Source organism: Devosia faecipullorum, assembly GCF_015158295.1.
Taxonomy (GTDB): Bacteria; Pseudomonadota; Alphaproteobacteria; order Rhizobiales; family Devosiaceae; genus Devosia; species Devosia faecipullorum.
Window position 1 is genome coordinate 81,396 of record NZ_JACDXV010000001.1, and the last position, 23,381, is coordinate 104,776.

Below are 23,381 nucleotides of genomic sequence, written 5' to 3' on the forward strand. Positions count from 1 at the left end.
AGGGTCTCGGTCTGCCTAGAGCCGGGCTGCAATGTCTTTGGCCAGGGCGGCCAATTCCCCATCATCGGCCTTGCCGCCGCCATGTGCGCCCAGCGCGACGCCCTCATAAATGGGAATGATGTGGAAATGGAGGTGGAACACCGTCTGGCCCGCTGGCGCCTCGTTGAACTGCGCGAGGCGGATGCCATCGGCGCCGGTAGCGGCCTTGGCCGCCCTGGCAACGCGCTGCACCAGCGGCATCACGGCAGCCAGCGCCGTAGGATCGGCATCGAGCAGGTTACGGGACGCCGCCTTGGGAATGATCAGCGTGTGACCTTTCGATTGCGGGAAAATATCCATCATCACCAGGGCGATCTCGTCCTCATGGACCTTATGGCAGGGCAATTCGCCCTTGAGGATTTTCGCGAAGATATTGGTGGAATCGTAGGTCATCGGGTTCTCCGGGGGACTCGGGATTGTCCAATGTTAGGGCCGGGTGGTGCGCAGAGGAAGCCTCAATGCCGCCATCCTCGGTCATTGCCAGGGCAAGCCCGGTGGTGACGAAAGGGGAGGGCATGCGTCTGGGGCCTGCTACCTCGGGCGCCTACCGCTCCTGCCGCTCGCCTTTGCGGAACGGGGTGAAATTTTCGAGCATGGCCTGTTCGCGTTCCACCGCCGGGCGCTCGTCGTCCAGATAATCGGCCACCGCATGGCGCAGGCCCGGATGGGCGATCCAATGGGCCGAATGGGTGGTAACGGGCTCATAGCCGCGCGCCAGCTTGTGCTCACCCTGCGCGCCGGCTTCCACCACGGCGAGCCGGTGTTCGATGGCATAGTCGATGGCCTGGTAATAACAGACCTCGAAATGCAGGAACGGCACGTCGCGCAAGGCGCCCCAATTGCGGCCATAGAGCCTGTCGCGCCCACGGAAATTGATGGCGCCGGCGATGGGCTCGCCGCCGTCATAGGCGAGCATCAGCACGACACTTTGTGCCATATATTGGCCGAGCAGGGAAAAGAAGGCGCGGTTGAGATAGGGGCGGCCCCATTTGCGCGCGCCGGTATCCTCGTAGAAATCGAAAAACGCATCCCAGTGCTTTTCCTCGATCTCCGCTCCGGTCAGCCAGCGGACCTCGACGCCGCCGGCCAGCGCGTCGCGGCGCTCGCGGCGGATGGTCTTGCGCTTGCGGGAGGACAGGGTGTCGAGAAAATCCTCGAAACTGGCATAGCCCCGATTGTGCCAGTGAAACTGGGTGTCCTTGCGCTGCAGCCAGCCCAGCGAGCCCGCAAGCTCGGCTTCCCGTTCAGGCAGGAAGGTCAGATGCACCGATGAGGCGTCGAGCCTTCCGGCCAATTGCTGGGCCGTTTGCAACAGCGCCGCCTCGGCCTCGAGCGCGCCGGAGGGCACGAGCAGCTTGGGCGCGGTGGCCGGAGTGAAGGGCACCGAGCCCTGCAATTTGGGGTAATAATGGCCGCCGGCGCGTTCCAGCGCATTGGCCCAGCCATGGTCGAAGACATATTCGCCCATGGAATGGGATTTGAGAAACAGCGGCATGAGGCCGATGGGCGTGTCGGCCTCATCCGTGAGCAGGATGTGTTGCGGCTGCCAGCCGGTTTCCGGCCCTGCACAGCCCGATTCCTCCAATGCGCGGAAAAAGGCGTGATCGAGAAAGGGATTTTCGGCGCGCCCATCCGTTGAGGGCACGAGAGTGTTCCAGACCGCGGCCGATATGGACGCGGTGCTGGGATGGATAATCGCCTTATAGCCGTTTTCGGGCACTGTCAGGGAGCCTTGAGGATGAACAGGGCCGATATGGGGGCGCGATGTCCCCGGATCAACCTGGCCTCAGACCTCGATCACCGCGTCGATCTCGACAGCGGCGCCGAGCGGCAGCGCCACGACGCCGAAGGCGGCGCGGGCATGCTTGCCCTTGTCGCCGAGCACGCCCACGAACAGATTCGAAGCGCCATTGGCGACCAGGTGCTGCTCGGTGAAATCGGAGGCCGAAGCGACCAGCACGGTGAGCTTGAGTATCTGCTTGATCTCATGCAGCGGCACGCCGGCTATGTGCACGACCTGCGCCATGATGTTGACGGCGCAGAGTTCGGCCGCGTTGCCGCCCTGGACCACATTCATGTTGTCGCCCAGCCGGCCCTGCACCACGCCGTTCTCGTCGCTGGAAATCTGCCCGGAGACATAGATGAGATTGCCCGAACGGGTAACGGGCACATAGCTGGCCACCGGCGCCTTGGCGGCGGGCAGATCATAGCCAAATTCGCGGAGCTTTTCGATCGGATCGGTCATCTTGTCTTGCCTTCGAGGTCTTCTGCTTCTTCTTCGGAAACCGGCGCCGCATCGGGCCGGGATGTGTAGAGCTTGCCACGCACCAGCGCAGTGCGTCCGAAACGGGTGCGAACCCGGTCCATGGCGCGCTCCGCCGCAGCCTTGCGCGCCACCAGAGGCTCCAGCAGGTCCACCGGATCGGACCCGTCCGCCGCCTCAATGCCCGAAACGCCGATGCCGATCAGCCGGAACGGCGTGCCATCGACCTCGCGCTGCAACAGGCTCATGCCGGTCTCGTAGAGGACATTGGCAAGCTGCGTCGGCATCATCAGGTGTCGGGCGCGCGTACGCAACTTAAATCCAGTCGTCTTGAGCTTCAGCGTCACCGTGTCGCCCACCACATTCTTGGCCTTGAGCCGTTCGGACAGGCGTTCGCAGCATTTCAGCAACTCGGTGGACAATTCATCCAGGCTGGCATGGTCGCGGTTGAAGGTGGTTTCTGAGGAAATGGTCTTCATCTCCCCATCCACGGACACGCGGCGACTGTCCTGCCCCCGCGCCAGCCGGGCGAGCCGCGCCCCCGATTCGCCGTAGAGCCTGATCAGCCGCGTCGGGTCTTCCTGCTGGAGCTGGCCGATCGTGTGATAGCCGTCCTTTTTCAGCGTTTCGGAAAACACCTTGCCGACCCCGAAAATGAGGCTGATCGGCTTGGGCGCGAGGAAATCGAGGGTTTCGGCTGCCCCGATGACGGCGAAGCCGCGCGGCTTGTCGAGATCGGAGGCGACCTTGGCGAGGAACTTGTTGTGGCTGAGCCCCACCGAAATGGTGACGCCGATATCTTCGGCAATCCGGCGGGCGAAGCGGGCCAAAGCCAGGGCAGGGGGGGCCTTGTGGACCTTCTCGGTGCCGGTGAGATCGAGAAAGGCTTCGTCGATGGAAATGGGCTCGACCAGCGGGGTCAGCTCGTCCATGTGCCGGCGGATCTGGCGGCTGACCTCGACATATTTGGCCATGTTCGGCTTGATGATCACCGCATCGGGGCACAATTCCCGCGCCTTGAACATCGGCATGGCCGAACGCACGCCGGACTGGCGCGCAATGTAGCAGCAGGTGGAAACCACCCCGCGCACGCCCCCGCCGATGATCAGCGGCTTGTCGTTGAGACTGGGATCGTCGCGCTTTTCCACCGAGGCATAGAAGGCGTCGCAATCGACATGGGCGATGGAGAGCGCGAACAGCTCGGCATGACTGCGCAGGCGCGGCGACCCGCAGGACGGGCAGCGGCCCGGCACGGTCGCGGTGGACCCCATGATCAGGCAATCGCGGCAAAGCCAGTCTGCGCCCATTCACTCCACCCGGTTGATCCTGTGCCAGACGCGCATGAAGGATTCCGGCGAAAAATTGCCATTGGCGCACAGGGCGAGCAGAATCGCTTCGTTTGAGGCAAAATAGTCGATGAGGCCGTGTTGCAGGCGCACACTGCCGATCGAGGCGCGCAGGCTCTGCGGATCGAGCCCGGCATGCTGCATGAAGGCCAGAAGCTCTTCCGGGTTTTCCGCCAGATAGCCGAGGCAGGAATCGGCAAGGGCGGACAGGTCCGGCGCGGCACGGTCGGAAACGGGCACGGTAAGACTCATTTGGTGTTTTGTAACGGTTTCGATGCTAGCCGAAGTGGCCGGAAAAGCGAAGGAATGTACACCGCGCAACCGGCGCAAAGCGAGGGAACATGCCCAAGACTGTCATGATCGTCGAAGATAATGAGCTGAACATGAAGCTCTTCAACGATCTGCTGGAATCGCGCGGATATTCGGTGATCCAGACCCGCAACGGCATGGAAGCGCTGGATCTGGCCCGCGCCCATATGCCCGACCTGATCCTGATGGATATCCAATTGCCCGAAGTTTCAGGCCTGGTGGTCACCAAATGGCTCAAGGATGACGAGCAACTTGCGCATATTCCCGTGATCGCCGTCACCGCCTTCGCCATGAAGGGCGACGAGGAGCGCATTTTGCAGGGCGGCTGCGAGGGGTACATATCCAAGCCGATCTCGGTGTCTCACTTTCTGGAAACCATTGCGCATTACATTGGGCCGGCCTGAACAATCCGGCGGATGACGCGAGGGGTTTGAGGCGGGTTCGATGCCGGTATGACAGACCGGCGGGCCGGTGCGTTTTTCCGGGAAAGTAGACATGACTGCGCGCGTTCTGATCGTTGATGACATTCCGACCAATGTTCGTTTGCTCGAAGCGCGCCTGACCGCCGAATATTATGAAGTGCTGACGGCCAGTTCCGGTCCCGAGGCGCTGGCCATCTGCCAGAGCCAGGATGTCGATATCGTCCTTCTCGACGTGATGATGCCCGATATGGACGGTTTCGAAGTCTGTCGCCGGCTCAAGGCCGATCCTCGCACCCACCATATTCCCGTGCTGATGGTCACGGCGCTCGATCAGCCTTCGGACCGGGTGCAGGGACTCGATGCCGGGGCCGACGATTTTCTCACCAAGCCGGTGGACGACGTCCAGCTCATGGCCCGCGTGAAGAGCCTTGTGCGGCTGAAATCGCTGACCGACGAATTGCGCGCCCGCGCCATGACCGGCCAGCAGATCGCCATCGAAGATGCATTGCGGGCCATGGATTCGATTTCGGCCAGCAGCGGATCGGTCCTGATCATCGATACCGATGCCCGCCATGCCGAGCGCATCAGAAATTACCTTTCGCCCGAGCATCAGGTGGATATTCTCACCCAGCCCGCCGACGCGGTGTTTCAGGTGAGCGGCGCCAATTACGAGCTGGCGCTGGTCAGCATGAGCCTCGATGATTTCGATCCGCTACGGGTCTGTTCGCAGGTCCGCACTGTCGAGCATACGCGCAACCTGCCGATCATCCTGATGGCCGATCCGGCGGACAAGCCGCGCGTGGTGCGAGCGCTCGACCTCGGCATCAATGATTTCATCCACCGTCCTGTGGAGCGCAACGAATTGATGGCGCGGGTGCGCACCCAGATCCGGCGCTATCGTTACGGACAGGAACTGCGCCAGAGCGTCAACAATACCATGGCCATGGCAGTCACCGACGAACTGACCGGGCTCTATAACCGGCGCTATTTCGAGCGCCACCTTCATGTCATGCTCTCAAAAGCGCAGGAGCAGGAGCGCGACCTGGCGCTGATGATCCTCGACATCGATCACTTCAAGGCAGTCAACGATAGTCATGGCCACGATATTGGCGATGCGGTGCTGCGCGAATTTTCAGCGCGGCTGCGCCGCAATATCCGTGGCGTTGATCTGGCCTGTCGCTTCGGCGGCGAGGAATTCGTGGTGCTGATGCCCGATACCGATTTCGCCCAGGCTGATGCTGTGGCCGAGCGCGTGCGACAATCGATTTGCGAAAAGAGCTTCGATGTCGGGACGGCGCGGCCATTGTCCGTCACGGTCTCGGTTGGCGTGTCGCTCAATGACGGTCCGGCCGACACCCCCGAAAGCATGGTCAAGCGCGCCGACGTGGCGCTTTATCGGGCCAAGCGGGAAGGCCGCAATCGCGTCATCTTCGACGCGGCATGAGCGGAACGAGCCGGCTCGCCGTCCCCCGGAACTGACCCGTTCTTGCCCGTATAGCCGCAATGAACTAAATGCGACGCATTAGGGTTAGCCGTTATAATTAATAAAGACTTGTCGCGACGCGACGCCCGGAAATGCTTGGCGTTTCGCGGGCTTGGGCGTAGGTTTCTCGTAACGGCCTTGGGATATTTCCCAATAGGTCGAGCGTTCCCTACGGTCATGTCTCAGGTCCGCCGCAACTCCTGAGTTCCCGTAGGGCGGTTGGTCCGGACGCGGACAGAGTGGCCTCTTCGACATGCCGCTCCGGACCAGCCACTCTTTCCCCTAAACATGTTTGCCATCATCCGCGCCCAGTGTGCGGGGAGATGGATTGCCCCGACAGGCCGGGCAATGACGGGTAGGAGGGGACGGCGTGTCGTTCACGTTCTAGAAATGGGCGCACAAAACAAAACCCCGCAATCGCTTGCGGGGTTTTGTTTATCTTATACTGGAAGGCCAGGATTACTTGATCTTGGCTTCCTTGAATTCGACGTGCTTGCGAACGACCGGATCGTACTTCTTGAAAGCCAGCTTTTCAGTCTGGGTGCGGGCGTTCTTCTTGGTCACGTAGAAAAAGCCGGTATCGGCCGTCGAGACGAGCTTGATCTTGATGGTGGCGGCCTTGGCCATATTCGTGTCCTTCACAAAGCGAAAGGCGCCGCAAACGGGGCAGCGCCGGAATTTGGGCGCAACCTACGGATTTGCAGCCCGTTGTCAAGCCGATAGCATGGCGGCAAGGAGGCATTGATGAGTACACCGACCGAATTGCTGCGTAAATTTCAGATCAAGGCGGGCAGCCGGCTCTGGCTGATCAATATTCCGCCAGCCATAGCCGAGGAAGTCACTGCCGGGGCCGAGGTGGAGCCGGTGAGCGAGACGGATGCCTGTGACGGCGTTCTCGCCTTTTTTTCACTCGCCGGCTGAAGTCGTGGCGCTGGCCCCGCGCATCCTGGCCTCCATGCCCCCTGACGGGCTGCTCTGGGTCGGCTATCGCAAAGGACCGGACGCCAAGGCAGCGGGGCTGAATCGCGATGTCGGCTGGGAGCCGCTGGCCGAGCAGGGCTGGCGGCCGGTGCGGCAGGTGGCGGTCGACAATGAATGGTCGGCGCTGCGCTTCCGGCCCAAGGCGCTGGTCAAGGCGAAGGCCGGAAGCCGGTATGAATAGGTCGGGAAGGGCTCGGCCTCTTGCATCCGGCACCGTCGGGGTCGATGCGAGGGGAAGGGCAGCAAGAACCTCGGGTCAGGCCCGAGGGTGACGATCAGGGGGGCGGGATCAATCCGCGCTGCGCGACCTTTGCCCGCCCTGCGAGCATAGCTCTCCGGGCCTTCGGGCCTTGGATTGATCCACCGGATCAATCCGCGCTGCGCGACGGCCCGAAGCCATACATGCGATTGGCCCATTGCAGGCCGACAATGGCGCCCTTGATCGGGGGCAAAATGGCCAGTGGCATGACGATGGCCAAGGGAATCATGGTGTAGATATAGGTGATCGGCTGGACCTGGTAGGCCATGTCCATATGCAGCATCAGGAAGATGATGATGTGTCCGACAATGGTGATGGCGATATAGGGCGGGAAGTCGTCGGCGCGATGATGGCCGAGTTCTTCGCCGCACACATTGCACTCGTCGGCAATCTTGAGATAGGCGCGGAATATCTTGCCCTGGCCGCAATGCGGGCAGCGGCACAGCGCGCCGCGCGCCATGGCGCGACCCAGATTGCGATCGTCGAGCGTCTTGGCCTGGTCGTTCATCACTTACTTTTTTCTCCGGCCCTTGGTGGCGAAGGGCTTCAATGGTTTTTTGTTGCCGCGCCGACCAGATGGCGGATTGCCGCGCCTGCCTTCGGACAAAAGCTCGAAGCGTAACGCGCCGGCTACCGGCGCCGCTTCCAGCAGCCGCACTTCCACGCGGTCGCCCAGCCCGAAGGTTTCCCCGCTGCGCTCGCCGATCATGGCCTGCTTTTCCTCGACATAGCGGTAATAGTCCTGGCCCAGCGTCGAGGCGGGAATGAAGCCGTCGGCGCCGGTTTCCGCCAGGCGGATGAACAGGCCCGATCGCGTCACCCCGGAAATGCGGCCATCGAACCGGGCGCCGATGCGTTCGGCCAGATATTGCGCCAACAGCCGGTCCGAGGTCTCGCGCTCGGCGATCATGGCCCGCCGCTCGGTGGCGGAAATATGCTGGGCGATGCCGGCCAGCTTGACCGCTTCGGCATCGGTCAGCCCGTCCGGGCCAAGATCGAGCGCCCGCACCAATGCGCGATGCACGATCAGGTCGGCATAGCGGCGGATGGGCGAGGTGAAATGGGCATAGCGGTCCAGATTGAGCCCGAAATGTCCGTAATTCTCGGCCGAATATTCCGCCTGCGCCTGGCTGCGCAGCACCATCTCGCTGACCTGGTCGATATTGCCCGCCTTGCGGGCCTGAGCGAGAATGCCGTTGAAATCGGCGGCGCGGACGCTGTCGGATTTCTTGACGGCAATGTCGAGCGAGCCGAGGAAATCCCGCAGCGCCTGCAATTTTTCCGAGGATGGCTCGTCGTGTACGCGATAGAGCAGTTCGGTGCGCTTCTGTTCCAGCGTTTCGGCCGCAGCGACATTGGCGGCAATCATCATTTCCTCGATCAGCCGATGCGCTTCGAGCCGCTCGGGCACGTGGATGTCGCGCACCATGCCCTTGTCGTCGAGCAGGATCTTGCGCTCCGGCAGGTCAAGGTCGAGCGGACCGCGCTGGTCTCGGGCCCGGCTCATGGCTTCATAGGCTGCCCAGAGCGGATTGAGGATCGGATCGAGCAGGGGCCCGGCCTGATCGTCCGGCTTGCCGTCGATGGCGGCCTGCGCCTGCTGATAGCTGAGCTTGGCGGCGGAGCGCATCAGGATGCGGTGGAAGGAATGGCTTTTCTTGCGGCCATCGGCACCCAGCACCATGCGCACGGCCAGGGCGGCGCGCGCCACGCCCTGCTTGAGTGAGCATAGATCGTTGGAAATGCGCTCGGGCAGCATCGGCACGACCCGGTCGGGGAAATAGACCGAATTGCCCCGCAGATAGGCTTCGCGATCCATCGCCGTGCCATGGCGCACATAGGCGGCCACATCGGCGATGGCGACGGTGACGACGAAGCCGCCGGCATTGGCGGGGTCGTCGTCGATGGCCGCATGCACGGCGTCGTCATGGTCCTTGGCGTCGGGCGGGTCGATGGTGATCAGCGGCAGGTCGCGCCAATCCTCCCGGCCCTTCAGCGTCGCCTCCTCGGCCTCCTCCGATTCCCGAATGACGCTGGCGGGAAAGACATGGGGGATTTCCAGATTATGGATGGCGATGAGCGATACCGCGCCTTCCGACTTCGGATTGCCGATCACCGCGGTGACGCGCGCCCGCGGGATCATCAGCCGGCCGGAGAGTTTTACCTCCACCTCGACCAGATCGCCCTCCTGGGCCTTGCCGAGATCGCCCAGCGGAATGCGCATTTCCTTCTGCTTGCGGTCCACCGGAATGAGCCGCGCGCCATCATCGTCCATGCGCACGATGCCGATATGGGCGCGGCGCGGCTTGTCCAGCACCTTCATCGGCCTGGCGGTGTAGTCGGGGATCACCTCCTCGCCGGCATCGATACGCGCGAGGATGCGGTCGCCGGGGGCGGGAACCACGCGCGAGCGGGAATCCACCAGCACACGCACGCGCGGCATCTCGCCTTCCGCCTCGTTCCATTGGGCGGGGAAGGCGTGGAGAGCATCGGGGTCGGCGTCGGTCGGGATATCGAGGACGGTGACATGGGGCAGGGCGGCGGTGCGGCGCAGGGTCTTGCGCGTGCGGGTGATGACGCCTTCGCCTTCCAGCTCGTTCAGCATCGCCTTGAACGGCTTGCGCAGATCGCCGCGAATGCCGAAGACCTTGGCAAGATCGCGCTTGCCCTTGATGTCGTCCTGTTGCGCCAAGGCTTCGAGAAGCTGCTCGCGCGTTGGCAATTCATAGGCGGCGACCTGACGCGGACGCTTCGGGCCGGATGTATTTTTTGTTTTTGGTGTTTTGGCCATGTGCTGGGGCTTTGGGAAATTGCCCTCTATGTAGGGGATCGGCCCGGCTTTGCCAAATGACATGGCCAATTGCATGGGGCAGGGGGCAAATACACCTTCCCTCTTGTGGCGGCCCCGCTCGAAGGGCTAACTCTTTCGCCAAAAAGGGAGCCAGCCTTGATGCCTGCCGAAATTCTGTTCCTGATCTGCGCCGCGCTGCTGGGCTATTTGTCCGGCTCGATCCCCTTCGGGCTGATCCTGACGCGCGCCGCCGGGCTGGGCGACATCCGCCAGATCGGCTCGGGCAATATCGGGGCCACCAATGTGCTGCGCACCGGCAACAAGAAGGTTGCCGCCGCAACCTTGGTGCTCGATGCGCTCAAGGCCGTGGCGCCGATCCTCATCGCCCGCTATTTCTGGGGCGAGGACGCGGCGCGACTGGCGGCCATCGGGGCCTTCCTCGGCCATTGCTTCCCGGTCTGGCTGGGCTTCAAGGGTGGCAAGGGCGTCGCGGTGATGATCGGCTCGCTGCTGGCGCTCAACTGGGTCGTGGGGCTGATCTTCTGCGCCGTCTGGCTGCTGATCGCCTTTGCCCGCAAACTCTCATCGCTCGCCGCCCTGACTGCCGCGGCAACCGCGCCGATCTTCGCCTATGTGCTGGGCAGCGAACGGCTGGCCGTGGTGGTGCTGGGGCTGGCGCTGCTGCTGTTCTTCCAGCATCGGGAAAATATTGCCCGCCTGCTCAAAGGCACCGAGCCCAAAATCGGCGGCAGCAAGGCCGGCTGATGGGGCGCGGGCGGGACAATACGATCCTCACGCCCGCCCAACGCACCGCCTGGCTGCGGCTGGTCCGCACCGACAATATCGGCCCCGTCACCTTCCGCCAATTGTTGAACCGCTTCGGCTCGGTGGAGGCGGCCATCGAGGCACTACCAGATCTGAGCAAAAGAGCTGCGCGGCCCTTTCAGGTCATCAGCCAGGCCCGGGCCGAGGATGAAATCGCAGGGCTCTCCCGCTATGGCGCGCGGCTGGTGGCGCAGGGCGAACCAGCCTATCCCAACCATCTCAACTATATCGCCGGAGCGCCGCCGCTGCTCACCCTGGCCGGTGGCGAGCAGCTGGACTGGCAGCGCAGTATCGGCATCGTTGGCGCGCGCACCGCCTCCTCCGCAGGCGTGAAAATGACGCGCCAGCTTGCCGCCGACCTGGGGGCCAAAGGCTATGCGATTGTTTCGGGGCTGGCGCGCGGCATTGACAGCGCCGCCCATCGCGCCGCGCTTGAAACCGGCACAATCGCCGTTCTGGCCGGGGGCTTCGATCGGATTTATCCCGCCGAGAACATTCCGCTGGCCCATGACATTCTCGACAATGGCGGCGCATTGCTGACCGAGATGCCGCTCGGCTGGGAGCCGCGCGCCCGCGATTTTCCAAGGCGTAACCGTCTGGTTTCCGGTCTCTCGCTCGGAATCGTGGTGGTGGAAGCGGCGAAGCGTTCCGGCTCGCTGATCACGGCGCGGCTGGCGCTGGAGCAGAACCGGGAAGTGTTCGCCGTGCCGGGTTCCCCGCTCGATCCACGCGCCGAAGGCGGCAATCTGTTGATCCAGCAGGGTGCGCGGCTGGTGACCAATGCGGATGATATTGTCGACGGTTTGGGCAATGCCGATCCCGCGCGCTCAGCCCTGTTCGATCCTGAATGGCAGCCGGAGGGGAACGAAGACACCAATTCCACGCCGCCGGACGACAGCGACCGTTCGCGCCTGCTCGAAGCGCTGTCCACGACGCCGGTGGAAGTGGATGAACTGATCGCCCAGACCGGCATCGCCGCCCATGCCATGCAAATCCTGCTGCTGGAACTGGACCTGGCCGGGCAGGTGGAATGGTCAAGCGGCCAATTGGTCGGCTTGCGCTATAGCTGATGGGGCTGATCTGCGAGATGGATTGCCCGGACGAGCCGGGCCATGACGAAGGAGGACGAGAACTTGGCTTTTAGCCGATCACCCGCTCGACCAAAGACAGCCAGTTTTCGAGGGCGATCTTGCGGACCAGCGCCTCGCCATAGCCCTTGTCCAAAAGTGCCTGCAGGAGCTTGGGCACGCCGGTAACATCGCCAATCGTCGCGGGCATGCCGGCGCCGTCGAAATCGCTGCCCAGCGCAACGCCGTCCTCGCCCAGCGCCTCTAGCAGCGCATCCACATGGCGCACCATGAGGTCGAGGCCGGTATCGGGGTCCATCCTGCCATCAGGTCTGAGGAAGCAGGTGGCGAAGTTGAGGCCGACAATACCCTGGCTTTCCCGAATGGCGGCGAGTTGCCAATCCGTCAGATTGCGGGTGGCCGGACAGATGGCGTGGACGTTGGAATGGGTCGCCACGAGCGGCTTTGTGGACAGCGCGGCGACGTCGCGGAAGCCGGCGGCGTTGAGGTGGCTGAGATCGATGACCACGCCCCGCACATCGCAGATACGCACCAATTCCTTGCCCGCATCGGTAAGGCCGGGGCCGATGTCGGGATCGGCATTGTGATGAAAGGGAACGCCGGTGCCGAAGGCATTGGCGCGGCTCCAGGTTATGCCTATGGAGCGCAGCCCGGCAGCGTAAAGCACCTCGAAGGCGCGAAATTCGGTGTCGATGGCCTCGGCGCCCTCGATATGAAAGATCGCGGCCAGCCGCCGGGCGGCAATCGCTGACCGGATTTCAGCGGCGCTGCGGCAGATGGCGAGCGCGCCAGCACGCTCGAGATCAAGCAGCAGAGCCGCCATACCATTGGTGGAATATTGCGCGTCGGCCAGCCCGAGTTCCGGCGGGAGGTCGTTCTTGCCCGCGCCGGGGCCGGACGCGACGGCGGCCAGATCGGTCATGACCGGCGGCGGGAACATGGCGAAGAAGCCACCCTCCATGCCGGCCGTTTCGGCGCGGGGCAAGTCGAGATGGCCATCCTTCGTGCCTTCGACAAAGGCGGCGACCCGCTCCTCTTTCGGCTTTTCGAGCAGCCGCAGCAGGGTGTCGTTATGGCCGTCGAAGAAAGGAATGGTCATGGAAAGCCTGTCCTAGGTACTGACGTCGGGCCGGGTCGGAAATTCCCCGCCTAAGCTGCGTCCTCATGCACGAAAACGCTTCTGCCTCCGACAATAGTGCGCATGACCTTGCCCTGCATGCGGGCATTTTCAAAACTGGTATTGCGGGATTTCGAACGCAAGTCGCGTTCGTTCACCTGCCAGGGATAGTCAAAATCGAACAGGATCAGGTCAGCCGGCGCGCCGCGCGCGATGCGGCCGGTTTCGAGGCCGAGAATTTCGGCCGGGCGGCTGGTCATGGCGCGCAACAGGGTCAACAGGTCCACCTCGCCCGAATGGACCAGGCGCAGGGCGGCGGCGAGCAGGGTTTCAAGGCCGATGGCGCCATCGGAGGCTTCGGCGAAGGGCTGGCGCTTGACCTCGCTGTCCTGCGGATCGTGATCGGAATGGATGACGTCGATGACGCCCGCGCGCAGGCCGGCAATGACTGCCTGCCGGTCGTCCTCGGACCGCAGCGGCGGATTGAGCTTGAAATAGGATCTGTATCGCCCGATGTCGTTTTCGTTGAGACAGAGGTTGTTGATCGAGATCCCGGCGGTAACCTTGCCGTTACGGGACTTGGCATCCTTGAGCAGCGCCACCGAGGCTTCCGTGGAAATCTGCGCCGCATGATAACGGACCTTGGTCAGGCCGGCCAATTGCAGGTCGCGGGCGAGAGGGATGGTCTCGGCCTCGCGCGGAATGCCCTTCAGCCCCAGAATAGTGGCGAAATAGCCTTCATTCATCACCCCGTCGCCGGCAAGCCCAGCATCGACGACGTGATGCACGAAAGCCATGTCGAAATTGGCCGCATAGGACATGGCGCTGCGCAACAGGGCGCTGGACTGGATCGAGGATGCGCCATCGGTGAGGCAGACCGCGCCCGCTTCCTTGAGCAGGCCGAATTCGGTGATTTCCTTGCCGCCAAGCCCCTTGGTGATGGCGGCGGCAGGCAGGATGCGCGCCGGGGACTGCACTTCGGCGCGGCGGATCAGAAAATCCACCAGTGCGCCATCGTCCACGACTGGACTGGTATCGGGCATCATCACGAAGGAGGTGACACCACCGGCAACGGCAGCCGCTCCCGCCGAGGCCAGCGTTTCGCGATATTCCTTGCCCGGCTCGCCGACAAAGACGCGCATGTCGACCAGGCCCGGAGCGACTATGTGGCCATTGGCGTTGATCACTTCGGCGCCGTCGGGCACGCCCACAGGGCCACCAAAGGCCAGATCGCCGATGCGGCCATTTTCGACCAGCACCGCGCCCATCTGGTCCGTGCCGGAGGCCGGATCGACGATGCGGGCATTTTCGATAAGCAGCGGCCGGGTCATGGCTGATTCCTCGCGGGCAGGAGCGCATCAAGCACGGCCATGCGCACCGCCACGCCCATTTCCACCTGGTCGGTGATGACGCTGCGCGGCCCATCGGCGATGGCGGGGTCGATTTCGACGCCGCGGTTCATCGGCCCCGGATGCATGACGATGGCGTCAGGCCTGGCATGGGCCAGCCGCGCCTCGTCCAAGCCGTAGAAGCGGTAATATTCGCGCACCGAGGGGATCATCTTGCCATTGGCGCGCTCGTGCTGGAGCCGCAGCATCATCACCACGTCGGCGCCCTTGAGCCCTTCTTCCATGTCGGTGAACACCTCGGTGGCGAGATTTTCGATGCCAGCGGGCAAGAGAGTGCGGGGGGCGACGACTCGGGTGCGGACATTGAGCGCGCCCAGCAGCAGCAGATTGGAACGGGCGACGCGCGAATTGGCGATGTCGCCGCAAATGGCGACGGTGAGGCCCGCCAGCCGCCCCTTGTGATTGCGGATGGTCAGCGCATCGAGCAGCGCCTGCGTCGGATGTTCATGCGCGCCGTCTCCGGCATTGATCACCGAACAGCCGACCTTCTGGCTCAGCAACTCCACCGCCCCCGCCGCCGAATGGCGCACCACCAGCACATCGGGGCGCATGGCGTTGAGGGTAGCGGCGGTATCGACCAGCGTTTCGCCCTTGGAGACCGACGAGGTCTTGACCGACATATTGACCACCAGCGCCCCGAGGCGCTTGCCGGCGATCTCGAACGAGGATTGCGTGCGGGTCGAGGGCTCGAAGAACAGATTGATCTGCGTCTTGCCCGTGAGGGTCGGCAGCGATTTCCGCTCCTGGCGCGATATGGCGATCATTCGTTCCGCCCGGTCGAGCAGGTCCACAATCTCGTGTTGCTGCAAATCCGCGATGGAAATCAGATGGCGCTGGGCGAATGGGGGAAAGTCGCCGGATTGCCCGGCCTGAGAAGTCTGCTGCGGCATGTCGCATCCCTTGCGATTTGCTGCGGTCTAGCCGAGGGGGAGGGGCGGGCGCAAGCCAAACCCGCGATTATCCCCGCCGTAGCCGGTCAAGCGCGCCCTGCAGGATGTAGCTGGCCGCCAGCTTGTCCACCACTTCGGCGCGCCGGTCGCGGCGCAAATCGGCCTCGATCATCATCCTGGTGACGGCCGAGGTGGACAGTCGCTCGTCCCAGAAGGCGATGGGCAAGGAAATTTTCGGCGCCAGATTGCGGGCGAAGGCGCGGGTGGATTGCACGCGCGGCCCCTCGCTGCCGTCCATGTTGAGCGGCAGGCCGAGAATGATGGCCACGGCCTGGTTCTCCCCGATCAGTTCGATAATCCGATCGGCATCCTGGGTGAACTTGGTCCTCTTTATGGTCTCGAGCGGGCTGGCCGAATAGCGCATGGCGTCGGAAACGGCGACACCAATGGTCTTGGTGCCCAGATCGAGACCCAGAATTTTTCCCGAGGGCGGGATGAGGGCGAGAGGGTTATCGTCGGTCACTGGCAGCTCGCTGGGCGGTGTAAATTGTCCTATAGGCCGGCTGGGCCCACTTGGCGACGGAAAAGCACCGATGAAACTCACCTGGTTTGGAAACAGCGCCTTCCGCATTCACGGCGGTGGGCAGATCGTCGTGGTTGATGCCGATTCTGCGCCGCAAATTGTGGCGGTCAGTGAATTGGTGAGCGGGGCGGATCATGTGATTGCGCTCGATGGCGCGGGCGAGGTGACCGATCTGGCAACGTGGAAGCCCCGGGCGCGCCTGCGGCTCGTGGATGGGGGCGACGAGGTGCGGCCGGTGCAGATCTGGCGAGCGGGGGACAAATGCCTCCTGATCGAGCCGGACGAAGACATGCCGCTCCTGCTGGTCGCGGGGCCGGTGCCGGAATTGGGGCGCTGGGTGGAAAAGGCGGTCGTCGTGCTGCTGGGTCAGGATCTGGCGGCGCGCGGCGAGCAATTGGTGGCGCGGGCGATTCCCGGCCTCATCGCGCTGGCCGGAGCGGATGGAGAGGTGGAAGCCGCCTTTGCCCGCCTGCCGCCGAAACTGGATGGCGCGGGCCTCATCGCGCTCGAACCCGGCATGGCTGTGGAAGTCTGATCCGGGCCATAACCCATTTTCATTGTCTTTTGCCCCGGCGCATTGCTAATAACGCCCAACACGCCTTTGCCTATTGGAGTTTTGTCATGTCCGTGGACGCCGCCACCGTCAAGCGCATCGGGCGCCTCGCGCGCATCCGTATCGAGGAAGACGAGGTCGCCGCCTACCAGAACGAGCTCAACGCCATTCTGGGATTTGTCGAGCAGCTTGCCGAGATTGATGTCGAGGGCGTCGAAGCCATGACCTCGGTGACGCCGATGAAGTTGCGCCGCCGCGACGATGTGGTGAGCGATGGCGGCTATGCCGAAAAGATCGTCGCCAATGCGCCGCTGACCGAAGACAATTTCTTCATGGTGCCCAAGGTGGTCGAATAAATGGCGGTGAGCATCGCCATCGAAACGCCCTTGCAGGACGATGTGCGTACGCTCGTTGCCGCGCTCAACGCCCATTTGCAGCCGCTATCGCCGCCGCAATTCCAGTTCAAGATGAGCGTCGAGCAGATGGCCGACAGCGATACCACGCTGTTCGTGGCGCGCGACGGGAGCGGCAAGGCCGTGGGGATGGGCGCGCTTAAGGTGCATGGCCCAGAGCTTGGCGAGGTCAAGCGTATGTTCACCTTGCCTGAAATGCGCGGCCAGCGCGTCGGCGCGCAATTGCTGGAGCGGATCGTGGAATTGGCGTGCGCGCGCAACCTGCCGGTCGTGATGCTGGAAACCGGCACCGGCGCCGGCATGGCCGAGGCGCACAGGCTCTATGCGCGCCACGGCTTCGTGCCGCGCGGTCCCTTCCTTGATTATCCCGACAGCCCCTGGTCGGCCTTTTTTGAATTGCCGCTATCGGCGCCGGCGCAGGCAGCCTGAGTGCCGCCCGCCGCGATGAATGAGAGATATTTCCGTGACTGATCTGACCAAACTGAGCATTGCCGATGCCCGCAAGGGTCTCAAGGACAAGAGCTTCACCGCGCTCGAACTGACCGACGCCTATATCGGGGCCATCGAGACCGCCAATCCCAAGCTCAATGCCTATGTGGCGACGACGCCGGAAAAGGCGCGGGACATGGCCAGGGCCAGCGACGCGAAGCTGGCGCAGGGGCAGGGCGGTCCTCTCGAAGGTATTCCGCTGGGCATCAAGGATCTGTTCGCCACCAAGGGCGTGCATACTCAGGCCGCCAGCCACATTCTCGACGGCTTCAAGCCGGAATACGAATCGAGCGTCACTGCCAATCTGTGGCGCGACGGTGCTGTCATGCTGGGCAAGCTCAACATGGACGAATTCGCCATGGGCTCGTCCAACGAGACTTCCTTTTACGGCCCGGTGATCAGCCCGTTCCGCGCCGAAGGCAGCAATGCCGATCTGGTGCCGGGCGGCTCTTCCGGCGGCTCGGCTGCGGCGGTTTCGGCCTGGCTCTGCGCCGGGGCGACGGCAACCGATACCGGCGGCTCGATCCGCCAGCCCGCCGCCTTTACCGGCACGGTCGGTATCAAGCCGACCTATGGCCGCGCCTCGCGCTGGGGCACCGTGGCTTTTGCCTCCTCGCTCGACCAGGCCGGGCCGATTGCCCGCACCGTCGAAGACGCGGCGATCATGATGACCTCGATGTCCGGCTTCGATCCCAAGGATTCGACCAGTGTCGATATCCCGGTTCCCGATTTCGCCGCCGCCGTCGAGCGCGGAGTGAAGGGTCTCACCATCGGCGTTCCCAAGGAATACCGCATGGATGGCATGCCGGCGGAAATCGAAAAGCTCTGGAGCGAGGGTCTTGAATGGCTCAAGGCCGAAGGCGCCAGCGTCAAGGACATTTCCCTGCCGCATACCAAATACGCGCTGCCCGCCTATTACATCGTCGCCCCCGCCGAAGCCTCGTCCAACCTCGCCCGCTATGACGGGGTGAAATACGGCCTGCGCGTGTCCGGCAAGGACATTACCGACATGTACGAGCTGACCCGCGCCGCCGGATTCGGCCGCGAGGTGAAGCGCCGCGTCATGATCGGCACCTATGTGCTTTCGGCCGGCTATTTCGACGCCTATTACGTCAAGGCGCAGAAGGTGCGCACGCTGATCAAGAAGGATTTCGAGGACGCCTTCAATGCTGGCGTCGATGCGATCCTGACCCCGGCGACGCCCTCGGCGGCTTTCGGCATCGGCGATGAGGCTCTGGCCGCCGATCCGGTGGCCATGTATCTCAACGACGTCTTCACCGTCACCGTGAACATGGCGGGCCTGCCGGGCATCGCCGTTCCGGCGGGCAAGGATGCGCAGGGCCTGCCGCTCGGCCTGCAGCTTATCGGCAAGCCCTTCGACGAGGAAACCCTGTTCGCGGCGGCCCGCGTCATTGAAAAGAGCGCCGGCGGCGACTTTGCGCCCAAGCGCTGGTGGTAAGCCAAAAAACCGGCAGCGCTTGATTGCGCTGCCGTTCCGGCCTATTTGCGGCCAATGCACAAGTTGAAACTGGTTGTGACGCGCCCCTTGGCGGCGTCCGGGCCGACAGGAATAACGCCGATGGCCGTTGATATATTCACGACGCTCGACTGGTCCGAGCCGCCCAAGGATATGAGCAAGCCGTTGCAGGCGCTTTGGTGGCTCAAGAAGGGTGAGTTTCGCGTCGGCGTCGAATGGGAAAGGGCGCATAATATCGTCCAGTCCATGGAAGGCGTTCAGGCTTTCGATTGGGTCCATGCGCTCATGCACTGGATCGAAGCCGATATGGGCAATGCCGATTACTGGTATCGCCGCGCTGGCAAGCGCCGCGCCACCGCCAGCGTGTCCGCCGAATGGGAACATATCGCTGCTGCGTTGAGCGAAGTCACGCGGCACTGACGCCGCGCGAGCCGAAAGCCCTTGTGGCGCGAGAATGGATTGCCGGGACAAGCCCGGCAATGACGAAGGCCGGATGAGGGCAGGGCATCGCCCTCCGTTCTCCCAAAAAACCTCAGACATTCCGACAATTCTTGCATGTTGCCGGCGCTGCGCTTGTCGGTCACCTGATTGGCCATATGGACGAGGGCTTGCGGGTTGAAATCGGCCGCGGCGCGGTGCACACCAGCACCAGCCTGATTTCAGCCAAGGATTGTGTCGTGACCGCCGTCAAATTGCCCGCCCAATGCGAAACCAAGGATGATGTGCGCACCGAGATCGACCGCATCGACCAGGCGCTGCTGAACCTGTTCGCGGAGCGGCATGGCTATGTAACGCGCATGGCCGAGATCAAGACCGATCCGCATGAGGCCTTCGACCCGGTGCGGATCGAAGCGGTCATCACGAAAGTGCGGAGCCGCTCTTTGGACCTTGATCTGGATGAGGATCAGGCCGAACTTATCTGGCGGACCCTTATCGACTGGAACATCAACTACGAGAAGGGCATCATCGCGGCGCGCCGCCGGAGCAGATAGGAGCAGGAAGTGCCGGGGTTCAGGATACGCAAGGCGGAAATCACCGATGCGCCCCGACTCGCCGATATTGCCTATCGCGCCTGGGAAAGCGGCATCCTGCCGATTCTGACCGATCCCAAGGATGCGCGCGATACCGAACGCCGGCGGCTGGGCCGGGCGGTGGGCGAAGGCTGGCGCCATTCCATCGTCGCCGAAATCGATGATGTTGCCGTCGGCTGGTGCTCGCGCCGGCCCGGCCGCGCCTATATTCCATATTTGTTCGTCATGCCCGAAATCCAGGGACACGGCATCGGCGCCATGCTGCTGGAGCGCATGGAAATGATGCTGGAGCTTGAAGGAGCGTCTCGCATTCACCTCGAAACTCCCGCCGATCACGTCCGGGCGGTGCGGTTCTATGAAAGGCAGGGCTATCACATTCTGGCGCTGCGCACCGAGGGTGGACGCGGGCCCGATCCCTTTGCCAGCGTACATCTGGAAAAGCGCCTGCGCCCTTATGACGGTATCATCGACGAACAATAGGGGCGCGCTTCGCCATGGCCGACATTGTCAATCTGCGCACCTTCCGCAAACAGAAAGCCCGTGCCGGCAAGGAGGAAGCCGCCGAAGCCAATCGGCTGAAATTCGGCCGCACCAAGACGGAGAAACAGCGCGACGCGCTGGAAAAAGTGCGGGCGGAAAAGCATATCGAGGGGCATAAGCGGGAGGAGTAGATCGTTTCATTTTTATTGAAACACGGTGGTATCCCGACCACCAACGTCATTCCGGCGCAGGCCGGAATCCACGCTGACGAGCACAAGCGACATTCAGCACGCCGAAGAGACAAAACATGGATTCCGGCCTGCGCCGGAATGACACGGCGGATGTTTCCATAAAAGCGTGAAGGGCTCCAGGCGCCGTTTTGCACCGCCGGGCGGGTCCCCTTACCAATCCACCTGGCAAACCACGCCATCGGGGCCGAACTGCATGCTCTCGGCGGTATATTGGAAAATCTCCAGCTTGACCCCGCTCGGGTCGGCCAGCCAGCATTGCCAGGTGTGATCGACGCCCAGCTTCTTGTCGGTGATTGCGACGCCCTTGGCTTTGGCATTGGCCATGAAGGCGTCGATATCGTCGGTTTCGAAACAGAGATGATTGATCTGGTTGCTCTCCTCGAACCGCGACTCGCCCTTCTTGAACACCTCCACGAAGGTGCGATTGCCGAAATCGAGATAGAAGCCGATCCGCTCCTCGCCGCGCTTGAAATCGAATTTCGGCGTCACTCCCGTCACCTCGCGATAGAAGGTTTCCACCGCATCGAGGTTGCGAGCGAAAATGCAGGTATGGGCAACCTGCTTGACGAGAGGCTTGATCAATTCTGTCTCCTCCAGAACGGCAATCCGGGCCATATAAGCTGACATGTTAGGCGGCGTGGCGACAGAATGGCAACGTTTCAATTGCCGGTTTCCGCCTTTTTTGCGTCTGCCCTCTTTCCTCTGTCACACGGCCCGTCTAGACAGGCTTGAACACCCCATACAACGACAGGGAAGGGCTCTCATGTCTTCAATCATCCACGTCCATGGCCGCCAGATCTACGACAGCCGCGGCAATCCCACCGTTGAAGTCGATGTGGTGCTGGACGATGGCAGCTTCGGCCGCGCCGCCGTTCCCTCGGGCGCTTCTACCGGCGCGCATGAAGCCGTCGAACTACGCGATGGCGGCAAGCTCTATAGCGGCAAGGGCGTCACCCAGGCCGTGGACAATGTGAACGAAGCCATCGCCGAGGAATTGCTGGGCATGGACGCGCTCGACCAGCGCGCCGTCGATCAGGCCATGATCGACCTGGACGGTACGGCCAACAAGGGCAAGCTGGGCGCCAACGCCATTCTCGGCGCGTCGCTGGCCGTCGCCAAGGCCGCTGCCGAATCGAGCGAATTGCCGCTCTACCGCTATATCGGCGGCCCGAACGCCCATGTCCTGCCCGTGCCGATGATGAACATCATCAATGGCGGCGAACATGCCGACAACCCGATCGACATGCAGGAGTTCATGATCCTGCCCGCCGGCGCCACCTCCATCGCCGACGCCGTGCGCATCGGCGCGGAAATCTTCCACACCCTCAAGAAGGGCCTCAGCGCCGAAGGCCACAATACCAATGTGGGCGACGAGGGCGGTTTCGCCCCCAATCTCGGCTCTGCCGACGAAGCGCTCGGCTTCATCATGCGCTCGATCGAAAAGGCCGGTTACAAGCCGGGCGAGGACGTGTTCCTCGGTCTCGATTGCGCTTCGACCGAATATTTCAAGAACGGCAAATACGAGATGGTCGGCGAGGGCAAGTCGCTCTCTCCCGAGGAAAATGTCCGCTTCCTCGAAGACCTCACCAATCGCTATCCGATCATCACCATCGAGGACGGCATGGCCGAAGACGATTGGGACGGCTGGAAGGCGCTGACCGAGGCCATCGGTGGCAAGGTGCAACTGGTGGGCGACGACCTGTTCGTCACCAATAGCCAACGCCTCGTTTCGGGCATCAAGATGGGTGTTGCCAATTCCATCCTGGTCAAGGTCAACCAGATCGGTTCGCTCTCCGAGACGCTCGACGCCGTCGATAAGGCGCACCGCGCCGGCTACACTTCGGTCATGTCGCACCGGTCCGGCGAAACCGAGGATTCCACCATTGCCGACCTCGCCGTCGCGCTCAATTGCGGTCAGATCAAGACCGGCTCGCTCTCCCGCTCCGACCGCATGGCCAAGTACAATCAGCTCATCCGCATTGAAGAGCAGCTTGGCTCGTCTGCGCGTTACGCCGGCTATTCGGTGGTCAAGGGCCGCTGATTTCCGGAACTGCATTGAATTTGGAGGCCGGGCCGGACGCCCGGCCTTTTCTGTTTTTGGAAATGCCCAGAACTAAGGCAGAGTGATCGGGTTAGAATCAACTCGCTTGGGGAGTTCTTGGGCATGATCAGGCGTCTGTCGGCCGAAGCTTTTGGTACATTCTGGCTCGTGTTCGGCGGGTGCGGCTCTGCCGTTCTCGCCGCGGGCATTCCTGAACTGGGCATCGGCTATGCCGGTGTCGCTCTGGCCTTCGGCCTTACCGTCCTGACCATGGCCTTCGCGGTCGGCCATATTTCCGGCGGTCACTTCAATCCGGCCGTTTCTCTCGGCCTCGCCGTTGCGGGCCGCTTTGAATACAAGGACCTGCTGCCATATTGGGCCGCGCAGGTTATCGGCGGCGCGCTGGGTGCCGCAGTGCTGTTCATCATCGCTTCGGGCACGACAGGATTTGTTGCCGGTGGCTTTGCCTCGAACGGGTACGATGCGCTCTCGCCGCACGGCTACAGCCTTGTTTCGGTCCTGATCATCGAAGTCGTGCTGACTGCCTTCTTCCTGCTGATCATCCTCGGCTCGACCTCGGCCAAGGCGCCGGCCGGCTTTGCGCCCATCGCCATCGGTCTCGGCCTGACCTTGATCCACCTGATTTCGATCCCGGTCAGCAATACCTCGGTCAATCCGGCCCGCTCCATCGCCGCTGCGATCTTTGCGGACACCGGTGCGCTAGGTCAGGTCTGGCTGTTCATCCTCGCCCCGCTGGCCGGTGCGGCTCTGGGCGCGATTATCTGGAAGACACTGCTCGACCGCGATTGATCGTTTCAAACAAAAACACCCTCGGCGCAAT

29 protein-coding genes are annotated in these 23,381 nt (G+C 62.9%); 16 read left to right on the forward strand and 13 right to left on the reverse strand.

Translation table 11 applies throughout. From position 1 onward, the window contains the following. Positions 1-15: 15 nt before the first annotated feature. The 5 genes from H0482_RS00395 to H0482_RS00415 form a co-directional block, all read right to left on the reverse strand. Positions 16-432 (reverse strand): HIT family protein, encoded by a 417-nt coding sequence (locus H0482_RS00395; protein ID WP_193728067.1) that lies wholly within the window; start codon positions 430-432, stop codon positions 16-18. 151 nt (positions 433-583) lie between these two features. Then, on the reverse strand, positions 584-1,759 hold the full coding sequence (locus H0482_RS00400) for a GNAT family N-acetyltransferase (protein WP_407925669.1): 1,176 nt from the start codon (positions 1,757-1,759) through the stop codon (positions 584-586). Positions 1,760-1,825: 66 nt separating this feature from the next. Continuing rightward, positions 1,826-2,284, reverse strand: coding sequence for a RidA family protein (locus H0482_RS00405; RefSeq protein ID WP_193728068.1), 459 nt, complete (start codon positions 2,282-2,284; stop codon positions 1,826-1,828). Beyond that, positions 2,281-3,609: a DNA polymerase IV gene (locus H0482_RS00410; protein ID WP_193728069.1), complete on the reverse strand. Its 1,329-nt coding sequence runs from the start codon at positions 3,607-3,609 to the stop codon at positions 2,281-2,283. The genes H0482_RS00405 and H0482_RS00410 overlap by 4 nt, the downstream gene beginning before the upstream one ends. Beyond that, entirely contained in the window at positions 3,610-3,900 is a 291-nt protein-coding gene (locus H0482_RS00415) for a DUF3572 family protein (protein WP_193728070.1), read from the reverse strand. An 89-nt stretch (positions 3,901-3,989) separates the two neighbouring features. Here H0482_RS00415 and H0482_RS00420 point away from each other — a divergent pair, with 89 nt between their 5' ends. Next, positions 3,990-4,361, forward strand: a complete 372-nt coding sequence (locus tag H0482_RS00420; RefSeq protein ID WP_193728071.1) for a response regulator — start codon at positions 3,990-3,992, stop codon at positions 4,359-4,361. Positions 4,362-4,452: 91 nt separating this feature from the next. Continuing rightward, positions 4,453-5,823 (forward strand): PleD family two-component system response regulator, encoded by a 1,371-nt coding sequence (locus H0482_RS00425; protein ID WP_193728072.1) that lies wholly within the window; start codon positions 4,453-4,455, stop codon positions 5,821-5,823. A gap of 498 nt (positions 5,824-6,321) precedes the next feature. Here the strand turns inward: H0482_RS00425 and rpmG are convergent, their stop codons facing one another. Beyond that, the gene (gene rpmG / locus H0482_RS00430; protein WP_046104197.1) at positions 6,322-6,489 is read right to left on the reverse strand and encodes a 50S ribosomal protein L33; all 168 of its coding nucleotides are present in this window, start codon (positions 6,487-6,489) and stop codon (positions 6,322-6,324) included. A 117-nt stretch (positions 6,490-6,606) separates the two neighbouring features. Here rpmG and H0482_RS00435 point away from each other — a divergent pair, with 117 nt between their 5' ends. Then, complete coding sequence (locus H0482_RS00435) at positions 6,607-6,783, forward strand: hypothetical protein (protein ID WP_193728073.1); 177 nt, start codon at positions 6,607-6,609, stop codon at positions 6,781-6,783. Positions 6,784-6,787: 4 nt separating this feature from the next. After that, complete coding sequence (locus tag H0482_RS00440; RefSeq protein WP_193728074.1) at positions 6,788-7,024, forward strand: hypothetical protein; 237 nt, start codon at positions 6,788-6,790, stop codon at positions 7,022-7,024. 187 nt (positions 7,025-7,211) lie between these two features. On the opposite strand, the gene H0482_RS00445 is transcribed toward H0482_RS00440, so the two are convergent. Beyond that, on the reverse strand, positions 7,212-7,610 hold the full coding sequence (locus H0482_RS00445; protein WP_193728075.1) for a DUF983 domain-containing protein: 399 nt from the start codon (positions 7,608-7,610) through the stop codon (positions 7,212-7,214). A 3-nt stretch (positions 7,611-7,613) separates the two neighbouring features. Then, a complete protein-coding gene (rnr, locus tag H0482_RS00450) occupies positions 7,614-9,956 on the reverse strand; it encodes a ribonuclease R (RefSeq protein WP_230989403.1) in 2,343 nt (780 codons plus the stop codon). Positions 9,957-10,052: 96 nt separating this feature from the next. Between rnr and plsY the strand changes: the two genes are divergently transcribed. Together plsY and dprA are read left to right on the forward strand one after the other, a co-directional pair. After that, positions 10,053-10,658 (forward strand): glycerol-3-phosphate 1-O-acyltransferase PlsY, encoded by a 606-nt coding sequence (gene plsY / locus H0482_RS00455; RefSeq protein ID WP_193728076.1) that lies wholly within the window; start codon positions 10,053-10,055, stop codon positions 10,656-10,658. Continuing rightward, positions 10,658-11,788, forward strand: a complete 1,131-nt coding sequence (gene dprA / locus H0482_RS00460; protein WP_193728077.1) for a DNA-processing protein DprA — start codon at positions 10,658-10,660, stop codon at positions 11,786-11,788. The genes plsY and dprA overlap by 1 nt, the downstream gene beginning before the upstream one ends. Before the next feature lie 70 nt (positions 11,789-11,858). Here the strand turns inward: dprA and H0482_RS00465 are convergent, their stop codons facing one another. From H0482_RS00465 to ruvX, 4 genes are all read right to left on the reverse strand, one after another. Then, positions 11,859-12,905, reverse strand: a complete 1,047-nt coding sequence (locus H0482_RS00465) for a dipeptidase (protein ID WP_193728078.1) — start codon at positions 12,903-12,905, stop codon at positions 11,859-11,861. A 50-nt stretch (positions 12,906-12,955) separates the two neighbouring features. Further along, complete coding sequence (pyrC, locus tag H0482_RS00470) at positions 12,956-14,254, reverse strand: dihydroorotase (protein ID WP_193728079.1); 1,299 nt, start codon at positions 14,252-14,254, stop codon at positions 12,956-12,958. After that, positions 14,251-15,222 (reverse strand): aspartate carbamoyltransferase catalytic subunit, encoded by a 972-nt coding sequence (locus tag H0482_RS00475; protein WP_193728080.1) that lies wholly within the window; start codon positions 15,220-15,222, stop codon positions 14,251-14,253. The genes pyrC and H0482_RS00475 overlap by 4 nt, the downstream gene beginning before the upstream one ends. Before the next feature lie 67 nt (positions 15,223-15,289). After that, positions 15,290-15,745, reverse strand: coding sequence for a Holliday junction resolvase RuvX (gene ruvX, locus H0482_RS00480; protein WP_330998144.1), 456 nt, complete (start codon positions 15,743-15,745; stop codon positions 15,290-15,292). A 70-nt stretch (positions 15,746-15,815) separates the two neighbouring features. Here ruvX and H0482_RS00485 point away from each other — a divergent pair, with 70 nt between their 5' ends. The 8 genes from H0482_RS00485 to H0482_RS00520 all read left to right on the forward strand — a co-directional run bounded on the left by H0482_RS00485 (position 15,816) and on the right by H0482_RS00520 (position 20,439). Next, positions 15,816-16,340 carry a hypothetical protein gene (locus tag H0482_RS00485; RefSeq protein ID WP_193728082.1) on the forward strand — a complete coding sequence of 175 codons (525 nt, stop codon included), beginning with the start codon at positions 15,816-15,818 and terminating at the stop codon, positions 16,338-16,340. An 86-nt stretch (positions 16,341-16,426) separates the two neighbouring features. Next, the gene (gene gatC / locus H0482_RS00490) at positions 16,427-16,714 is read left to right on the forward strand and encodes an Asp-tRNA(Asn)/Glu-tRNA(Gln) amidotransferase subunit GatC (protein ID WP_193728083.1); all 288 of its coding nucleotides are present in this window, start codon (positions 16,427-16,429) and stop codon (positions 16,712-16,714) included. Then, positions 16,715-17,200 carry a GNAT family N-acetyltransferase gene (locus H0482_RS00495; protein WP_193728084.1) on the forward strand — a complete coding sequence of 162 codons (486 nt, stop codon included), beginning with the start codon at positions 16,715-16,717 and terminating at the stop codon, positions 17,198-17,200. It begins immediately after the preceding gene. 34 nt (positions 17,201-17,234) lie between these two features. Beyond that, positions 17,235-18,719 carry an Asp-tRNA(Asn)/Glu-tRNA(Gln) amidotransferase subunit GatA gene (gatA, locus tag H0482_RS00500; protein ID WP_193728085.1) on the forward strand — a complete coding sequence of 495 codons (1,485 nt, stop codon included), beginning with the start codon at positions 17,235-17,237 and terminating at the stop codon, positions 18,717-18,719. A gap of 120 nt (positions 18,720-18,839) precedes the next feature. After that, positions 18,840-19,157, forward strand: coding sequence for a hypothetical protein (locus H0482_RS00505; RefSeq protein WP_193728086.1), 318 nt, complete (start codon positions 18,840-18,842; stop codon positions 19,155-19,157). A gap of 188 nt (positions 19,158-19,345) precedes the next feature. Beyond that, positions 19,346-19,729, forward strand: coding sequence for a chorismate mutase (locus tag H0482_RS00510; protein ID WP_230989404.1), 384 nt, complete (start codon positions 19,346-19,348; stop codon positions 19,727-19,729). Between the two features lie 9 nt (positions 19,730-19,738). Further along, entirely contained in the window at positions 19,739-20,248 is a 510-nt protein-coding gene (locus H0482_RS00515) for a GNAT family N-acetyltransferase (RefSeq protein ID WP_193728087.1), read from the forward strand. Positions 20,249-20,262: 14 nt separating this feature from the next. After that, positions 20,263-20,439 (forward strand): DUF4169 family protein, encoded by a 177-nt coding sequence (locus H0482_RS00520; RefSeq protein WP_193728088.1) that lies wholly within the window; start codon positions 20,263-20,265, stop codon positions 20,437-20,439. Between the two features lie 210 nt (positions 20,440-20,649). Here the strand turns inward: H0482_RS00520 and H0482_RS00525 are convergent, their stop codons facing one another. Continuing rightward, entirely contained in the window at positions 20,650-21,081 is a 432-nt protein-coding gene (locus H0482_RS00525; protein ID WP_193728089.1) for a VOC family protein, read from the reverse strand. Between the two features lie 181 nt (positions 21,082-21,262). Between H0482_RS00525 and eno the strand changes: the two genes are divergently transcribed. Together eno and aqpZ are read left to right on the forward strand one after the other, a co-directional pair. After that, complete coding sequence (eno, locus tag H0482_RS00530) at positions 21,263-22,540, forward strand: phosphopyruvate hydratase (protein ID WP_193728090.1); 1,278 nt, start codon at positions 21,263-21,265, stop codon at positions 22,538-22,540. Positions 22,541-22,663: 123 nt separating this feature from the next. Further along, positions 22,664-23,350, forward strand: coding sequence for an aquaporin Z (gene aqpZ / locus H0482_RS00535; RefSeq protein WP_193728091.1), 687 nt, complete (start codon positions 22,664-22,666; stop codon positions 23,348-23,350). The last annotated feature ends 31 nt before the right edge of the window (positions 23,351-23,381 follow it).

Bases quoted from the DNA above. Each gene is read 5' to 3' on its own strand.
- H0482_RS00395 (WP_193728067.1), bottom strand. From the start codon at position 432: ATGACCTACGATTCCACCAATATCTTCGCGAAAATCCTCAAGGGCGAA.
- H0482_RS00405 (WP_193728068.1), bottom strand. From the start codon at position 2,284: ATGACCGATCCGATCGAAAAGCTCCGCGAATTTGGCTATGATCTGCCC.
- H0482_RS00410 (WP_193728069.1), bottom strand. From the start codon at position 3,609: ATGGGCGCAGACTGGCTTTGCCGCGATTGCCTGATCATGGGGTCCACC.
- H0482_RS00415 (WP_193728070.1), bottom strand. From the start codon at position 3,900: ATGAGTCTTACCGTGCCCGTTTCCGACCGTGCCGCGCCGGACCTGTCC.
- H0482_RS00420 (WP_193728071.1), top strand. From the start codon at position 3,990: ATGCCCAAGACTGTCATGATCGTCGAAGATAATGAGCTGAACATGAAG.
- H0482_RS00425 (WP_193728072.1), top strand. From the start codon at position 4,453: ATGACTGCGCGCGTTCTGATCGTTGATGACATTCCGACCAATGTTCGT.
- rpmG (WP_046104197.1), bottom strand. From the start codon at position 6,489: ATGGCCAAGGCCGCCACCATCAAGATCAAGCTCGTCTCGACGGCCGAT.
- H0482_RS00435 (WP_193728073.1), top strand. From the start codon at position 6,607: ATGAGTACACCGACCGAATTGCTGCGTAAATTTCAGATCAAGGCGGGC.
- H0482_RS00445 (WP_193728075.1), bottom strand. From the start codon at position 7,610: ATGAACGACCAGGCCAAGACGCTCGACGATCGCAATCTGGGTCGCGCC.
- rnr (WP_230989403.1), bottom strand. From the start codon at position 9,956: ATGTCATTTGGCAAAGCCGGGCCGATCCCCTACATAGAGGGCAATTTC.
- plsY (WP_193728076.1), top strand. From the start codon at position 10,053: ATGCCTGCCGAAATTCTGTTCCTGATCTGCGCCGCGCTGCTGGGCTAT.
- dprA (WP_193728077.1), top strand. From the start codon at position 10,658: ATGGGGCGCGGGCGGGACAATACGATCCTCACGCCCGCCCAACGCACC.
- H0482_RS00465 (WP_193728078.1), bottom strand. From the start codon at position 12,905: ATGACCATTCCTTTCTTCGACGGCCATAACGACACCCTGCTGCGGCTG.
- pyrC (WP_193728079.1), bottom strand. From the start codon at position 14,254: ATGACCCGGCCGCTGCTTATCGAAAATGCCCGCATCGTCGATCCGGCC.
- H0482_RS00475 (WP_193728080.1), bottom strand. From the start codon at position 15,222: ATGCCGCAGCAGACTTCTCAGGCCGGGCAATCCGGCGACTTTCCCCCA.
- H0482_RS00485 (WP_193728082.1), top strand. From the start codon at position 15,816: ATGAAACTCACCTGGTTTGGAAACAGCGCCTTCCGCATTCACGGCGGT.
- gatC (WP_193728083.1), top strand. From the start codon at position 16,427: ATGTCCGTGGACGCCGCCACCGTCAAGCGCATCGGGCGCCTCGCGCGC.
- H0482_RS00495 (WP_193728084.1), top strand. From the start codon at position 16,715: ATGGCGGTGAGCATCGCCATCGAAACGCCCTTGCAGGACGATGTGCGT.
- H0482_RS00505 (WP_193728086.1), top strand. From the start codon at position 18,840: ATGGCCGTTGATATATTCACGACGCTCGACTGGTCCGAGCCGCCCAAG.
- H0482_RS00520 (WP_193728088.1), top strand. From the start codon at position 20,263: ATGGCCGACATTGTCAATCTGCGCACCTTCCGCAAACAGAAAGCCCGT.
- eno (WP_193728090.1), top strand. From the start codon at position 21,263: ATGTCTTCAATCATCCACGTCCATGGCCGCCAGATCTACGACAGCCGC.
- aqpZ (WP_193728091.1), top strand. From the start codon at position 22,664: ATGATCAGGCGTCTGTCGGCCGAAGCTTTTGGTACATTCTGGCTCGTG.